A 16,873-nucleotide genomic window follows, 5' to 3' on the forward strand; every position below is an offset into this window, starting at 1 on the left:
TGTTATGATTTATGTTTTCTATATGTGTCCATTCTTGTTGCTGCTTTGCCCTCAAACCTTCTTTCGAGTTGCCAAAGCGGTCGTTCTAAAGTAAGTTCCCAATCAAAAAGCATTTTGTAAAGTTCCCGTACTTTCTCAGGGTGCTCCGTGGCCAAATCGTTAACCTCGGAGATATCCTCTTTAATATTATAAAGTTCTGCAGGACGATCAGGAAAGCGTACCAATTTCCAGTCGTTATGCCTAATAGCTCCTCTAGCCTCTTTCTTCCAATACAGGGTCTCATGAGGTTTTCCCGTTTTGGTATCCGTTAGAAACGGAATAAGGTCCACACCGTCCAAACCTTTAATATCACTTACATTACCACCAGCTGCAGTAACAAAAGTTGGTAGTAAATCTAGTGTACTGATTGGGTTGTCATAAACGGTATTTGGCTTTAATTTACCCGGCCATGACATTAAAAAAGGAACGCGAATGCCACCTTCTAAATGGTTTGCTTTGGTACCACTTAACGGATGGTTAGAGGATTCGTTTGAATCAGACGGTCCGCCATTATCATTTGTAAAAACAATAAGAGTATTTTTATCCAGACCCAATTCCCTAATTCGGTTTAAAACTTTGCCACAGGCTTTATCCATAGCGATAGCCATAGCCGCCAATGTTTTTCTCTTACCCGTTAGGTCCTGAACCTTTACCAAATCTTCTTCCTTTGCCTCCATTGGGGTGTGTACCGCGTTGAAGGACAAATAGATAAAAAAGGGTTTTTTTTGGTTCCTTTCCATAAATGAAATAGCCTCATCTGCTAATCCATCCGTTAGGTAACCTTCATATTCTTCATACCCCCCAAAACCTCTTTCTAACCTATCCTCATTTCTTTTAAGTTGATTTTCCGTTCCGTAAGGCATATAACTTCTTGCGCCTCCGCGGAAACCGTAAAACTCATCAAAACCTCTTTTAGTAGGGTGAAACCGGTCTGCATTGCCTTGATGCCACTTGCCGAACAAGGCTGTTTTATAGCCTTGTTCTTTAAGGTAATCTGCCACAGTCTTTTGATCCAGCGGAAGCCCCATATCATCTCCGGTGAGTCCGCTTTTACTCATAAGACCAGGAACATTGTTCTCTTCAAACCCGAATTTCTGCTGATATTTTCCTGCCAGCAGTCCCGCTCGTGAGGGACCACATACGGCCGCAGAAACATATGCTTGGGTAAAACGCACCGAATTTTTAGCGAATTTATCAAGTTCAGGGGTCTTAAATTCTTTGCTTCCCTGAAACCCAAAATCTGCGTAACCAGCATCATCCGATAGTATAAAAACTATGTTCGGTTTGTTTTGCGCCCAGCCATTTAGAAGCATAAAAAGGGACGCAAAGAGCAAGAAAACCTGTCTAGGCAATTTCATTTTCCGTATTTATTATTGGATCTTTTCTTCTTCTTGAGTTGATTATCTACCCATCCAACCGCCGTCTACCAACATGGTAACACCGCTCATATAAGCTGCAGCATCTGAACTTAAAAAGACTATAGGTCCTGCAAAATCTTCTGGCTTGCCCCATCTACCTGCTGGTATTCTAGACAAGATAGATGCAGACCTATCCGGATCATTTCTTAGTGCCTCAGTATTATCCGTACTGATGTAACCCGGCGCTATAGCATTTACATTAACACCTTTACCTGCCCATTCATTGGCGAAAGCCATGGTCATTTGGCCAATTGCCCCTTTACTAGCGGCATAGCCCGGTACTGTAATACCGCCTTGGAACGTTAGCAATGAAGCTGTAAAAATAATCTTGCCTTCACCGCGAGCTACCATTTCCTTACCTATTTCACGGGTTAAAACGAATTGTGCAGTTTGGTTGATTTCAATAACCTTATCCCAGTATTCATCAGAATGCTCAACTGCAGGGGCACGAAGAATAGTACCTGCGTTGTTGACCAGAATATCAATTTTAGGGAAATCATTTTTCACCTCTTTTATAAACTCGTACAATGATTCCCTATTACTGAAATCGCACGTATAGGCCTTAAATTTTCTTCCGGTAGCTTCTACTTCTTGCTCTACCATGCTTCCATGCTTCTCCAAAGAAGCACTCACACCAATAATATCTGCTCCGGCTTCTGCCAATGCTACGGCCATAGCTTTACCAATACCTCTTTTACAACCTGTTACTAAAGCTGTTTTACCTTTTAGGCTAAATTGATTCAATATGCTCATTTTCTTATGCGTTGATTCTCTTAATTATTGTTGACAGTCCATTAGTACTTTCATACCGTCAGGATTATTATCTATGTTCTCAAAAACTTGTTGAATATTGGTCAGCGGCTGTACGTCCGTTATCATATCTTCAAAAGGAAGTTTATTCTCCGTAATAAGCTGAATGGATTTCTCGTAATCTTCTTTCTCGTAAACTCGGGCTCCAATCAAACTAAGCTCTTTCCAGAAAAATTTGAAAAGGTCCACTGGCTTCTTCTCTCCGTGAATAGCTACCATCAATATTCTACCACGAATACCGGCTACCTCGCACATAATATCCAAAGCGGGCTGTACACCTGCAACTTCAAAAACCACATCTGCACGGCGATTATCGGTTTGCTCCTTAACATATTCAACCAAATCCACTTTCATAGGATTTACGGCATGTAACCCCATAGACTCAGCTTTGGCAATACGTTTTTCGTTTACTTCCGAAATAATAACATTTGCCCCTACATCTTTGGCCACCATAGCCACCAAAAGACCTATTGGTCCGCCACCCAGAACAACTGCAGTTTCCCCTGCAACCAATCCACTTCTACGAACATCATGCGTAGCAACCGATAATGGCTCTATTAATGCGGCCAATTTTAAATCGGTTTCCGCTTTTAGTTTATGAAGTACAAATGAAGGTACATTCCAATATTGTTGCATAGAACCCGGACTATCAATACCAATGAATTTTAATTCTTCACAAATATGATTGAATCCTTTATCAGAAGCCTTAACCTTACGATCATCCAAAGGACGAACAACTACCTTGTCCCCCACTTCAAAACCTTCTACTCCTTCTCCCACAGCATCAATAACGCCGGACATCTCATGACCAATGGTCTGAGGCATGGAAACCCTTTTATCCATCATACCATGATAGATGTGCACATCCGTACCACAAACCCCTGAGTAAGCCACTTTGATCCTAACATCACCTTTTACAGGTTCTTCAATCTCCTTTTCTACTACAGAAAACGTTTTGTTTCCTTTATAAACTGTTGCTTTCATTAACTATATTCTCTATTATTTAGATTCGCCTTTTGCTGTGTGAGACGTTTTTCTCTCTGAAGAAAACCGCATTATACTTTGATAATCACTATTATTATAAACGTGTGTTAAACCCCATCGTAAAATTTCCGTAGGTTCTTTTTCAACATCTGCCGTCCTATTCAAACCAATGGCATGTGCATTAACTCCCGGAATTACAGATTTAATTTCAAAATTGATGCCGTCCGGTGCCCATTGAAGGGTGTTTTTTTCCGGACCGTCCGTAGTTATCAAAGATGCTATACCGCCATTATAAGGCCATACACAGATTTCATGACCACTATTACTGATCGGGTTATAAGGTGATTTTACATACGGCCCTTTAGGATTATCCGCTATTGCCACCCCATGACGAATTTGTCTTCCACCAAAAGTAATTTCCTCACCCATTTGCTCTCCTTTGTAGTACAAATAGAATTTTCCTTTATACGGTAGAATACAAGGATCATGAACTTTATGACTATCAAAATCTCCCTTTTTCTCAACTAAATGGCGGTTTTGCTCCTCACCTTTCCAAATTCCATTATCCGCAGGGCTCAAAATAGGCTCTTCGCTTTTGGTCCATGGTCCGTTTGGCGAATCTGCCCAAGCCAGGCCTACTTGATTCTTTACCCGAACATTATATGGGGATTTTACCGTTTGATAGCAGAGGTAATATTTATCTTCCCATTTCATAATCTCTACCGTAAAGACAGAACGGTCATCATAAGCGCCCTTTTCACCTCTAGTAACTGCAGGACCTTCTTCTTTCCACGTCCACCCATCTTCAGAAGTTGCATACCAAATATCGCAACGGTCCCAAGGAAACACTTTTTCTGTCTCAATATCACCACCAAAACCTTGGGTTGGACCCGTACTTTTCGTATACCAAACGTAATACTTGCCGTCTTCTTTAATAATAGCACTTGGATCACGACGAACAACACCCTCTTCATAAGCCAAATCCCCTTTTAAAGGTTGAAGTGGACCAAACTGAATGAACCATTCATTACCCAAATCCGTTGGCCACTTTAAAGCTCTTTTTGATGCTGCACTTAAATGGTTTGTGTCCGTTATACCAAGATGGTCTATTTGTTCTGCGGTAAAAGTTACCTTATCATCACAATCTGTGGTAGATTTCATTTCATTAGATGTTTTGGGAGAGTTGCAGGCCGAAACTAGCACCGCAGCAAGAATTAAAAAATGTGAGTATTTGTTCATGATTATCGGTTACTTGATCTATAATTAAATATACCTATTTCTTTACTAACTGGCACTGCTTAACATGCTATAATCAGAAGGTGAAGTACCATAAAATCTTCTGAAACACTTACTAAAATAATTGGGGTCACTAAACCCTACTTGATAGCTTACCTCTGCAATGCGCAATTGCCCTTTTTCCAACAACTCACCAGCCCTTAAAAGCCTTATATTCTTCATATAATCTTTAGGAGCATGACCTGTAAGTTTTTTTAATTTTCTAAAAAACGTAGACCTACTTGTATTCATATCAAAAGAAAGGTCATCTACCCAATAGGTATCATCGGACATATTCTCTTCCATAAAAAGTGTAATTCTGTTCAAGAATTCCCTATCACGCACACTTAAAGACGAAACCTCCGCCTCCTTTTTTTCTAAGAAAGTTTTCTGAGCGCTAATATCCTTAACCGCGTTCTTTTTCTCGGACTTCTCCTTAAATACACGCAACCGCTTAGTTGAGCCTTCTCCAATCTCCGTTTCCAAAACTTTTAACTTTACACCTAATGAGTTTAATGCACCTAATATTATTGCCGGCATATTCAAACCCTTATTGAATACTCCGTTATATACAGGTACATCGGCTCCACAATCGTCTATAAAATCAACTTTTATGCGTAGTTCTCCATTTTCGAACACTCCCTCACCATTTTCAATAGTACTAGGAGCATTCTTTTCATTTAAAATAGTTGCTTCCATGTGGTGTTGTTTTTGATTCAAATAAGAAACTAGTTTCATATTTGAATCAAAAATATATAAAAATTTGACATATCCATATATTTGAGTGCTATTTTTTTAAGATTTCCTTCACAAACCCCCTAAAAAACATCAAATTCTTGCATACGAGACCATTAGCGTTGAAAAACACTACAAAAAATAACAAGAAAAAAGTACAGAATATTACCCTAAAGATCTATACCTTAGGACTATTTAAGAAAACTAATTATGATAATCAATGGGTTAGATATCCCAATTTTGTGGAAATCTCTAATGCATATCGCTTAACGATTTTGCCCTTGGCCTCAAATTCCGATGCCGGGAGACGTCCGTAAGGAGCTGTAATCCATAGTGCGGCAACTGGGTAACCGTGTTCATTAAAAATGGGAGCGCCTACACAGTTTATTCCCTGTATGTCTTCACTGTTATCCACAGCAAAACCCTTGGCCTTAACCTCTTTAAGAACGGTTTTATATTCCTTTTTAGAAGTAATAGTGTTTTCGGTATATTTTCTTAACGTTTTTCCCCTTAAGGCTTCATCTGCCTCTTCTCCAGAAACATTGGCCAGAATACATTTGCCTCCTACGGAACTATGTAAATCAAATTGGGTGCCCGGTTCTACAAAAAGTTTTACGGGATGCGAAGATGGTACTTGTTCCAAGATAGTACCCGTAGCCCCTAAAAGCACGCCCAGCATTACCGATTCTTTTAACTCATCGCGAAGCGCACGCATTACGTCTATGGACTGCTCTACTATACTCTGCTCGTTCATGGAAGATATTCCCAGGGTGAGCATTTTTCTAGAGAGTGTAATTTTCTTGGTTGTTTCGTTTTTCTGAAGATAATTTTTAAAAATCAAAGTGCTTACGATACGAAAAGCACTGGACTTTGTAATGGAAAGTGCTTCTATAATTTCCGCAAGGGTCAACCCCTTGGTGCGGGTAGCCAACAATTCTATAATAGACAAACCTCTTTCTAAATTGGGGACATTATAAGTTGATTTTATCTCTACTTTCGCTTTCTTCATTACAAAATATTATACCCGCAATTTAACACTCTTCTTGGTATTTTGATAAAAAATATCAGGGGATTAAACATATTTAGCTAAACATAAACTCAACATCTCATAAATTGAAATAGCAATTGTCTTATTACGAAATCTAACGCAGAACGGACGAAACGAGTAGCAATTGCCTATATAAACATCACAAATTACCATTCCTTACATTTAGATATAAGTTAAACAAGAAAAACATCCTCTCCAATATTCTTTACTTCTATATTCCCATCATAATTCAAAGGAAAACAAAAAAAGGAGGCGAAAATCGCCTCCTTTTCCTAACTCGCTTATTTTAAAACGTTTAAACCTCAGACCGGTTTCATTTTAATCATTGGTAACTTTACTACCCCACCAATCATTTTTTGGGTCAAAATCCGGAGAGAGAAATTCCAGTCTTTGTTGTTCTAGTGATGGCAATTTTTTGTCTACTATTTTCTTGAGATAGGTATTTTCCTTTTCCACACTATACTCAGGGTCTTTTGACGGATAACGAGCTCCAACTTCGTCTAGATAGGTAAACAGTTGTTCGCTTAACTGTTTTTGCAAATCCGGATGGTCTTTAACAACATCAGTCAACTCTTCTATATCATCCTTTAAATTGTAAAGCTCTTCTCTATCATCTTCATAATAGTGAATCAACTTCCAATCGCCTTTTCTTATCACCGAAGACGGTTCTCCTCCCTGATTACCGTAATGTGGGTAATGCCAGAATAAAGGCCGCTCCCCTATGCTCTCACCTTTAAGAATTGGTAATAAACTTTTTCCATCTATATGTTGTTTCGGTTTTAAATCAACTCCGGCAATATCCAAAATGGTGGGGTAAAAATCTGCTCCGGTAACAGGTTCGGAAGAAGATGCGCCACTTTTCAATAACCATGGAGCTTTAATGAAATACGGCTCACGAATACCTCCTTCAAACTGATACCCCTTTCCTCCTCTTAGCGGTAGGTTTGATGTTGAAAACGCATCTCCAGCGGAAACTCCTCCGTTATCAGAAGTAAAGACTACCATTGTATTTTTATCTAAGCCTAAAGAATCCAACGTTTGTAAAACTCTCCCCACGGCATCATCCATAGTCTCTACCAAGCCTGCATAAATAGGATTATCCTGTACTTGGCGTATTGGAAGGAATTTTGCCATTTTGTATCCTGTATCGGCTATACCGTTTTCCACTGCTTTTTTCTGATACTTTGCCCATTTCTCCTTGGTGGTCTGTATAGGACCATGAACGGCGTAAAAAGAGAGATAGGCAAAAACTGGCTGACCTGTTTCCGCTGGGTTGTTCTCTTTAAAAAAGTTTACGGTTTCCTCCGCTAAACGCATGGTTAAGTTCTCGCCATCTTTATGATGCTCCAAATTTGGGTTGATAAAAGGTGCAAAATAACCTCCATTGGGACTACCTACATCCCATCCGCCTTTATTGATATCAAAACCATGGTCTTCCGGCCACGAACCCTTTTCTCCTAAATGCCATTTTCCAGCAAAGAAAGTCTTGTACCCAGCCGCTTTCATAGCTTCGGGTAAAGTTATAGCCTCCGCCGGCAGATTATGTTCGTATTCAGGAGGAAGCAATCTATTAAAGCGACCGGCCTTGCGCCAATCCGTTCCTGTTTTGGCTCCAATCCAATCGGTAATACCATGTCTGGCAGTAAAAGTCCCCAGCATAATACTGGCTCTGGACGGGCTACAAACCCTACTAGTTGCATAGCCATTGGTGAAATTCATCCCCTCGTTGGCAATTCTATCAATGTTGGGAGTTTCGTAGAATTTACTTTCTGAAACACTCAAGTCATGATACCCGTAATCATCTGCTAAAATGAACAATACATTGGGCTTAATGGCTGTTTCTTCAACTTTCCTTTCATTGTTCTTGCAACTTGTCAGAACCATACCGGTTACTGCGAGAACAGAGCAGAGAAAATGCTTCATATCTTTCTGAAAATTTTATGGTGAAATCTTTTACAAGAGGAAAGATACTAAATAATAGTATTGTCAATTTTTGACATCTACAATTTCAACATAGTGGAAAAAGTAATTTAAACCTGAATTAACAATTCATAAAATAAAACTGCCCCATTAATAGGGGCAGTTTTATCAGAACTCTATTTTTTATCGAAAAGAAGAGGGAAGAATTTTCCATCCATTTTTTCTCCTTTAGGCACCTTAATGGGTGTCCCCCTGAGCATTTCCCCATCGGTATCACTAACGGTGCCATCTGCGAACACATTCAAAACAAAAGCTCTTCTGCTAAAATTGGACTTGTTCTCGTAGGAACCATGAATCATTAAAGGGTGATGGAAAGAAGCATATCCTTTTTTGAGCTCAATGGGCACAGGGTTAAAATTTGCTTTTTGCTCATCGGTCATAAATTCCATAAGACCTTCCATTTTTCCTGCAAGTTCCGGCTTTTGCAAAAGTCCCCATTTATGACTTTTGGGCACATAGTAAAGACAGCCATTTTCGGTGGTGGCATCATCAAGGCCTGTCCAACATGTTAAATGTTGCATAGGCACGGTTCTGACCCAAAAAGAATAATCTTGGTGCCACGCTACTACGCCACCATGGTTTGATGGTTTACAGAACAACTGATCATGCCAAAACCTGACATTACTATTACCAAGTAATTGACTTGCGGCCATCGTAAAAGCTGGGTTCCATAACAAATCATGAAAACCTTCTGTAATCCGCCAGTGTCCTAAAGAATGAAAAAGCACCGTATTGGGATCCGTAGATTGGTTTCCGTGAAACTCATAAAAAAGTCCGTGTGCAGGGTGTTTGGGGTCACGGATTTCCTCCAGTTCCTTTCTCAACACCTCAATCTGGGTATCATCTAACAATTTTATTCCCGAAACATAGCCATACTCGTGAAAATGTGCTACTTGTTCATCACTAAGCCTATACTGTTCCCATTCCTCGGGCGTTCTTGGTTGCTTAAAAAGGTCTGAAATCAATTCGTGACGATTAGCCAAATCTTTTACTATTTGCATTACCCGTGGTTTTTAAATTATAAATCAATTATTTATATAAATCCTTTAAATCGTTCTTTATTCACTATTTACAGTGTAATGCAAAAAAACGTAACGTATCCCTAACATGTTCACTCCAATACACCCATTCATGGGCTCCTTCAAATTCTTCGTAGACGTGGGGTATATGGTTCTCTTTCAATTGCTGGTGCAACTCGCGATTGAACCCTATAAGTTGGTCTTCGGTGCCACAATCAAATCGTAATTTTGGCAGCCTATCACGGTTCTGGTCTATCTGTCCCCACACAGAGTTTTCCTTGGTATTTTCTTGATAGTAATTCTCCAACGGCTCTTCTACAAAAAGGTTCATTTGCTCAACATCCGTAATGGACGAATGCCCTGAAATGGCCTTAAATCTATTGGCGTATTTTACCCCTAAACGCAAGGCTCCAAAGCCTCCCATGGAAAGCCCGGAAATGAACAATTCCGATTTTTCACTAACGGATGCAATATTCTCGATAACAGCGTTAGGCACATCATCTACAATCCAACTTTCAAAATCTTTTTGATTATGCGGAAGATAACCGGAACCATCTCCCCAAAGTCCGTCTGAGGGCATAGCTATCACCATAGGCGGAATCTCTCCTTTTTGCATCATCTCAAGGGCCGAAATATGGACTCCCGCCTTTTGAGACCATACCCAAGCACTGCCATAAACTCCGTGTAACAAAATTACAAGTGGTAGATTTTCTAGGTCTGCCATTGGTGGCACAAACACACAAATATCCCCTCTTCCCTTTAATTTGTTAGTCTTAACGGTAATAAACCTAAGGTTTCCTCTCTCGTAAGCAGCATCTGAAATTTCGGTGGTTCTAAACATGTTTTTCTAATCGAAAACTATTACTCCTTTTGCATTTTTACCCGCCAACATATCGTCTAGGGCTTGTTGCAAATCATCTAGTTTATATTCTTTCGTAATCATTTCATCCAATTTCAAGTCGCCCTTCTTATAAAGTCGGACTAATTTTGGAAAGTCTATTTGAGGCCTACATTTTCCATAAAGCGGATTAATGTATATTTTATCCCATTCAAAAAGACGCATATCAATGGTGATATCTTCTTCTATACCACTAACCTGAACGGCCGTTCCGGCATTACGAACCATTGCCAAGGGTGCTGCTCCCAAAGCTGGAATGGCAGTACACTCAAAAGCATAATCGGCCCCACGACCACCAAGCATGGTTTTTACCTGCTCTGCAACATTGACCAATCCTAAATCTTCTTTATCCGCCAAAATAACATCCGTAGCACCAAACTGTTTGGCAAGCTCTAGTTTATTCGGATTGATATCTACCGCTATAATTCTACCGGCTCCAGAGATTTCACAGGCATTGATTACATTAAGCCCAACTCCACCACAACCTAATATTACGGCCGAGCTTCCTGCTGCTAAATTTGCAGAGTTTACTACCGAACCGTAGCCGGTCATTACCCCACAACTGATAATACTTGCCGCAGAGAAATTCAAATTTTCCTCTTCTATTTTTACCACAGCAGATTCTTTGACCAAAGCATACTCACTAAGAGTACCCAAATTAAAAGACCGTTCAATAGGTTTTCCCTCCCATTGGCTACCGTCTAGATGGGCATGACCAGGAGTATGACCGTTTCCACCGGCCACTACCGGAGAATTGTTTTCACATATATGCTGATTGCCCTCTTGACATTGAAAGCAGCTCAAACAAGGTGTGGCCCAGTTCAAAAGAACTTGGTCCCCTACTTTTAAACCTTTTATTCCTGAGCCTATTTTTTCTATAGTTCCTGCACCCTCATGGCCCATTACAATTGGCTTTCCCCACGTAAGGGAATCATAGTCCGTATGACAAAGACCGGCGGCCTTTATTTTTATAAGCAGCTCGTCTGCCTTTGGTTCGGCAAGGGTTACATTGGTAATAACAAAGGTGCCGTCTCCTTTGGCAACTGCACTTTTTGATTGAATGGACATGTAGTATACTTTAATATATTGTTATTGAGCTATAAGGTTGGCCGGTTTAAACTCCGCTTTTGGATCGCTTAATTTTTCTTTATCGATTTTCTCTCCGCCTTTTATAAACTTTGTACCGTACACATAGGCTTTTGCATTGTTTACCGCATCTACGGACAAAAGTGTATCCCCTTTAAAATACCATACGGAAAAACAGTTTTTCTTATCTACTTCCTCACGTACAACTACCTGATCATAACCTTCGGAAAGACCTACCATTTGTAGTTTTACATCATATTGATCGGACCAAAACCAAGGTATAGCATTATAACAACATTCTTTACCGGCAATGGCAGCCGCAGCAATTTTAGCTTGGTCAACAGCATTTTGCACAGACTCCAACCGGATATATCTGTTGTAGTGTAAATTATGGTGAAACGTACAATCACCTATAGCATAAATAGATGCATCATTGGTCTGCGCCCTTTCATTTACGCGAATACCGTTCTCAATAGTCAAACCAGCCTTTTCGGCTAATTCCTTGTTTACGTGAATACCAACACCCACAATAATCATATCGGCCTCATAACTAGTCCCGTCCGAACAGATCACCGTGTTTTTATTCTGATTGTTTTCTATAGAAATTACGTTCTTTTCTGTCAGCACCGCAACATCATTATCAGCGTGAAGTTTCTGAAAAAAAGCGGACATTTCAGGAGCTGTAACTCGGGCGAGAATTCGTGACTCCCGTTCCAAAACCGTAACATCTGCACCCAACTTTTTGAGCGACGCAGCAGTCTCAAGTCCTATATACCCCCCACCAATAATAACCACTTTAAGTGCCTTATTCGCAACTACTGTATTCCTAATATTGGCCACATCGGCCGCTGACCTAAGCGGAAAGAGGTTCTGAGCAGTATTTAACCCCGGTATCGGCGGCATAATGGGCCGCGCTCCCGTAGCTAACACTAATTTATCATAGGGTAATGCACTGCCATCGGCTAGATTAACAGTTTTGTTTTTGCGGTCTATGGCATCTACCCAAACCCCAAGCCTAAGTTCAACATTCTCTTTTTTATAACTTTCTTCGGACTTAAGAAGGTTTTTCTCAATACCGTCCTCACTGGTTAAATATGCTTTTGATAATGGCGGCCTATGGTAAGGTAAGGTAGGGTCAATATCTATCATGGTAATTGAACCCTGCCAACCTTCGCGACGTAAAGCAAACGCAAAGTTTACACCTGCATGACTGGCACCAATTACAACACAGCTTTGGTCGTTAGTATTATTTCCTGACATTTTATTTGGCTACTTTCAATACTACTCCATCAATAGCATCCGTAATATCTATTTGGCAACACAAACGGCTATATTCATCTGCATTATCATCAAGCTCAAGCATATCGGTTTCTATTTCGCTTGCGCTCCCTGTTTTCTCCATATCCTCAGGAGCTACATGAACGTGGCAAGTGGCACAAGAGCAAACACCCCCACAATCGCCATCAATACCCGGAACTCCATTATCTACGGCCAAAGCCATTACAGAACCGGATGTACCTTCTAATGTTATTGTTTCTTCGTCGTTGGTTATAAATGTGATTTTTGCCATGGTTGTTATTTTGTTAAAGGGTTGAATTTCATATGAATACTGTGGAAACCTACTTTACGTTTAAAGTGATGCAAGTCTTCTATATTCTCCTTGCAATCAAATATTTCGAAGGAAGCCACTTTTTCCGCTAATGTCATAAGCAAAGTTTTCATTATCTGACGGGCATGTGTTGCCCCTAAACAGTTATGGTGACTAAAACCGAAGCCTACATGCGGATTGATTTTACGGTCCATTACAATTTCATGAGGGTTCTCGAACACATTAGCATCCCTGTTGGCAGAGGCCCAACATAATGACACCCTGGTGTCTGCTTTTGCCGCATGTTCGCACACAAAAGTATCTTCCGTAACTACACGCCCCATATGGGTAAGTGGAGAAAAATAACGAATCATTTCCTCAACGGTCTTTCCTGTAATTTCCGGCTCATTACGTAAACGCTTTAAAGACTCCGGATGTTCGGCCAAATAAGCAATGGCGTTGGTAACGGCATTTATAACCGTGTCCCTACCGCCCGCAAAAGTTAACACCATTACGCCCTTTACTTCTTCTTTAGTTAACTTTCGACCTTCAAACTCAGAATCAAGAAGTATAGAATACATATCTCCCGTAGGGTTCTTACTGGCACGTTCTATTTCGGCATCTATATAATCATACAGAATATTTGCTTTATCGCCATCTAATGCCTCACCTTCACTCCTAAAGACATGGGTTCCCCAAGAAATCCAAGTTTCAGACTCAGAATAAGGTGTATTTAAAAGTAAGGTTAGTGCCCGTGACTGTAGTTTTAACGCAAACTCGGTTACCACTTCAACTGAATCTTCTTGGAGCACGTCATCTACTAAACTTTTAATTTGTTCCGCTAACCTCTCTTGATATTCCGGTTGCAAAGGCCTTTTAAACCAAGGTTCTACCAAAGCTCTGTAAATACCATGAACCGGTGGATCTACCTCAAAAGGTATTTGGCGGGTTTCACGAATATTGACTTCCGAAGGCACAACGATCCGCCCAGGCACGGCACCGGATTGAAATGTTTTATAGTTATGTGCAGTTTTACGAACATCCTTATGACGTAAAAGCATGGTTACCGGGTCATTTTGATCATCCATCTCTCCATAACCCTTTGATTCTCTTTTGCTTTCAAATGGGTCAGGAAATTCACTTTTCTTCATATCAACGACATTAATTTAAGTATCGACATTTTGTGGAGCTACAAATTTGATTATTTCTTTAAGACTAATAATTGCCTTTTTTAGCAAATAAGTACCTTATTCTGTATCAATCCATTAAATTTTACGTAATTTGAAACAAAATAAACAACATCACCAAATCCCAGAACCCTATTTATCCTTAGCGATATGGAACCTATTTTAGAGCCCATACATTTAGATGATAAGCGTACCATTACCAGTTTTTATCATTCTAAAAAAGATTTTGATACGCCTTGGCATTTTCACCCTCAACACGAGCTTACCTATATAGAAGAAAGCGTAGGTACAAAGTTTGTGGGTGATTACGTTGGACCCTATGAGCCTGGTGAACTGGTTTTATTGCGGTCCAATCTTCCCCATTGCTGGAAGAACAACACAGAACAAAAAGGGTTGTCCAAATCTATAGTCATCCAATGGAATTTAGGTGTATTTCCTAAAGTTCCGGAATTGGCCTCGCTATTCCAAATGTTAAGGACTTCCTCCAAAGGCCTATTGTTCAATACTAAGGATACAGCCCCACTCCTATCCCGTTTAAAAAAATGCCCGGAACTAGAAGCGCATGACCTATATATAGAACTGCTCACAATTCTAGTAAAGCTATCCAGTTGTGGTTACAAGACGTTATCCAGTGCCAGTTTTACAGAAGACCTCCCTTCTGAATATGGTAATCGTATGGCACAAGTTCACGATTTTGTTAGTGCAAACTACAGCCGCAAAATTTACTTGAAAGAACTGGCCGATCTAGTGAACATGTCCGAACAGTCTTTTTCCAGATTCTTTACTAAAATGATGGGGCGTCCGTTCTTTACTTTCTTAAACGAATACCGCATCAATATTTCTGCTAGAATGCTCTTGGACACTCATGATTCCGTCTCCCAAATAGCCTTTGCATGTGGTTATGAGAGCTTGCCTTTTTTCCACCGGCAATTCAAAAAATTCATGGGTTCTTCACCACTGTCTTACCAAAGAAAATACGCAAAACCTTAAATTACTGCACTTTAGAAACTCATCAAAAACACTACAAAGCAAATATTTAACCATTTGTTATAGTTATTTGAACAATTCGCTCTTTCGTTTGCGCTATTAAATTGCAATTTAGCAACTCATTAGAAGCGCCTGTGTCGCACATCACTAACCAACCTTATAAATTATTTTTAATGAATAAAATATTCACACTTATATTGACCGGAGCTGTTCTTGCTTCATGTGGTTCAAAAACAGAGAAGAAGAAAGAAGAACCAGCAACCCAAGAAACTGCGGCTGTATACGAAGCCAACTGGGAGTCCATTAAGAAAAACTATAAAGACCCGGAATGGTTCAATGATAGTAAATTTGGAATATTCATTCACTGGGGGGCTTATGCCGTACCCGCTTACGGATCGGAATGGTACCCACGCCAAATGTATATGGACACGGCCACATTCAGTGCCCAGTTAAACCTTGGTAAAAAAGGACCTAACGCAACTTACCTTCATCATAAGAAAACATATGGTGACCAAAAGGAATTTGGTTATAAGGATTTTATACCCATGTTCAAAGCCGAAAAATTCGATGCTAAGGAGTGGATAGATATTTTTAAGAAATCCGGTGCTAAATATGTGATTCCTGTAGCGGACCACCATGATGGTTTTGCCATGTACAAATCCAACACAACCCGATGGAATTCAGTAGACATGGGCCCTAAACGTGATGTGTTAGGTGAACTTTTTAAAGAAGGTCGTGAGCAAGGTATGATTATGGGAGCGTCTTCGCACTATGCTTTCAACTGGTCTTTCTACAATAAAAAGGACAAGTTTGACACGACAGACCCGCAATACGCGGACTTATACTCTCCAAAAGGAAAAGACCTTACCGAGCCTGTATCAGAAGAGTTCAAAAAAATGTGGTGGGACAGAACCGTGGATCTAATCGATAATTATCAACCGGACATTCTTTGGTTCGATTTCTATTTGGATATCCCAGATTACAAAGAATACCGTCCTAAAATTGCCGCTTATTACTACAATAAAGGTATTGAATGGGGTAAAGAAGTAGTTATCAACGATAAGAACTTTGACCATGAAGCTTTTCCAGAAGGTACCGTAATCTATGATTTGGAACGTGGTAAGCTTCCTAGTATTAGAAAATTACCTTGGCAGACAGATACGTCCATAGGAAAGAATTCTTGGTGCTACGTAACCAATTGGGAGTCGCGCACAGCAAATAGTCTTGTTGACGATTTAGTTGATATTGTTTCTAAAAACGGAAACCTATTACTTAATGTAGGACCAAAAGCGGATGGTACCATCCCAGAAGACCAAAAAGAAATATTGTTTCAAATAGGCGATTGGTTAAAAGTTAATGGCGAAGCTATTTATGACACGGAGTACTGGAGCACATTTGGCGAAGGTCCTACCGAAGTTAAAAAAGGTCACCATAGCGAAGGTCAGAACAAAGACTTTACAGGCCAAGATATTCGTTTCACCAAAAAAGGCGATAAGTTGTATGCCATCATGATGGAATGGCCAGAAGGAAATAAAGTAGATATTAAGTCTTTAGGTAAAGCCAGTGAATATGGTAAAGACCTAAATATCAAAAGTGTAAAATTACTGGGTAGTGATGCTAAAATTTCCTTTGATGTGAAAGACGATGCGCTTTCAATTTCCAATCTTGGAAGTAAATCCGGAGATTTTGCACACGTGCTTGAAATATCGTTATAGCACCTTAATAAAGAAGTTAGTTGAGTTAGTTTTTTTAATTTAGGAGCGCACCATAACGGTGCGCTCTTTTTCAGTAGTACACCAATTGCAATAGGTGTAGATTT

Annotated in this window: 15 protein-coding genes; 2 read left to right on the top strand and 13 right to left on the bottom strand. The window is 40.0% G+C overall.

Annotated elements, in window-relative coordinates; all coding sequences use genetic code 11:
* Positions 1–2: 2 nt before the first annotated feature.
* The 13 genes from Q4597_RS08195 to Q4597_RS08255 all read right to left on the bottom strand — a co-directional run bounded on the left by Q4597_RS08195 (position 3) and on the right by Q4597_RS08255 (position 14,031).
* Positions 3–1,397: a sulfatase gene (locus Q4597_RS08195; RefSeq protein ID WP_303405755.1), complete on the bottom strand. Its 1,395-nt coding sequence runs from the start codon at positions 1,395–1,397 to the stop codon at positions 3–5.
* A 42-nt stretch (positions 1,398–1,439) separates the two neighbouring features.
* A complete protein-coding gene (locus tag Q4597_RS08200) occupies positions 1,440–2,204 on the bottom strand; it encodes an SDR family NAD(P)-dependent oxidoreductase (RefSeq protein ID WP_215914840.1) in 765 nt (254 codons plus the stop codon).
* A gap of 30 nt (positions 2,205–2,234) precedes the next feature.
* On the bottom strand, positions 2,235–3,251 hold the full coding sequence (locus Q4597_RS08205; protein ID WP_215439254.1) for a zinc-binding dehydrogenase: 1,017 nt from the start codon (positions 3,249–3,251) through the stop codon (positions 2,235–2,237).
* A 15-nt stretch (positions 3,252–3,266) separates the two neighbouring features.
* Positions 3,267–4,490 (bottom strand): family 43 glycosylhydrolase, encoded by a 1,224-nt coding sequence (locus tag Q4597_RS08210; RefSeq protein ID WP_215439252.1) that lies wholly within the window; start codon positions 4,488–4,490, stop codon positions 3,267–3,269.
* Between the two features lie 45 nt (positions 4,491–4,535).
* A complete protein-coding gene (locus tag Q4597_RS08215; RefSeq protein WP_289040084.1) occupies positions 4,536–5,225 on the bottom strand; it encodes an AraC family transcriptional regulator in 690 nt (229 codons plus the stop codon).
* A gap of 253 nt (positions 5,226–5,478) precedes the next feature.
* On the bottom strand, positions 5,479–6,270 hold the full coding sequence (locus Q4597_RS08220) for an IclR family transcriptional regulator (RefSeq protein ID WP_303405756.1): 792 nt from the start codon (positions 6,268–6,270) through the stop codon (positions 5,479–5,481).
* Positions 6,271–6,627: 357 nt separating this feature from the next.
* The gene (locus Q4597_RS08225; protein ID WP_303405757.1) at positions 6,628–8,232 is read right to left on the bottom strand and encodes a sulfatase; all 1,605 of its coding nucleotides are present in this window, start codon (positions 8,230–8,232) and stop codon (positions 6,628–6,630) included.
* Between the two features lie 173 nt (positions 8,233–8,405).
* The gene (locus tag Q4597_RS08230; RefSeq protein WP_215439235.1) at positions 8,406–9,290 is read right to left on the bottom strand and encodes a phytanoyl-CoA dioxygenase family protein; all 885 of its coding nucleotides are present in this window, start codon (positions 9,288–9,290) and stop codon (positions 8,406–8,408) included.
* Positions 9,291–9,354: 64 nt separating this feature from the next.
* Positions 9,355–10,149, bottom strand: coding sequence for an alpha/beta hydrolase family protein (locus Q4597_RS08235; RefSeq protein ID WP_303405758.1), 795 nt, complete (start codon positions 10,147–10,149; stop codon positions 9,355–9,357).
* Positions 10,150–10,155: 6 nt separating this feature from the next.
* Positions 10,156–11,274: a Zn-dependent alcohol dehydrogenase gene (locus Q4597_RS08240; RefSeq protein WP_303405760.1), complete on the bottom strand. Its 1,119-nt coding sequence runs from the start codon at positions 11,272–11,274 to the stop codon at positions 10,156–10,158.
* A 21-nt stretch (positions 11,275–11,295) separates the two neighbouring features.
* Positions 11,296–12,552, bottom strand: coding sequence for an NAD(P)/FAD-dependent oxidoreductase (locus Q4597_RS08245; RefSeq protein ID WP_303405762.1), 1,257 nt, complete (start codon positions 12,550–12,552; stop codon positions 11,296–11,298).
* 1 nt (position 12,553) lies between these two features.
* Positions 12,554–12,862, bottom strand: a complete 309-nt coding sequence (locus Q4597_RS08250) for a 2Fe-2S iron-sulfur cluster-binding protein (protein ID WP_194527603.1) — start codon at positions 12,860–12,862, stop codon at positions 12,554–12,556.
* Positions 12,863–12,867: 5 nt separating this feature from the next.
* Entirely contained in the window at positions 12,868–14,031 is a 1,164-nt protein-coding gene (locus Q4597_RS08255) for a cytochrome P450 (protein ID WP_303405764.1), read from the bottom strand.
* 186 nt (positions 14,032–14,217) lie between these two features.
* On the opposite strand from Q4597_RS08255, the gene Q4597_RS08260 reads away from it, so the two are divergent.
* A complete protein-coding gene (locus Q4597_RS08260) occupies positions 14,218–15,057 on the top strand; it encodes an AraC family transcriptional regulator (protein WP_303405765.1) in 840 nt (279 codons plus the stop codon).
* A gap of 170 nt (positions 15,058–15,227) precedes the next feature.
* A complete protein-coding gene (locus tag Q4597_RS08265; protein WP_303405766.1) occupies positions 15,228–16,769 on the top strand; it encodes an alpha-L-fucosidase in 1,542 nt (513 codons plus the stop codon).
* Positions 16,770–16,873 lie beyond the last annotated feature (104 nt).

Origin of the sequence: Zobellia sp. 1_MG-2023, assembly GCF_030549125.1 — a bacterium.
GTDB classification, from domain to species: domain Bacteria; phylum Bacteroidota; class Bacteroidia; order Flavobacteriales; family Flavobacteriaceae; genus Zobellia; species Zobellia russellii.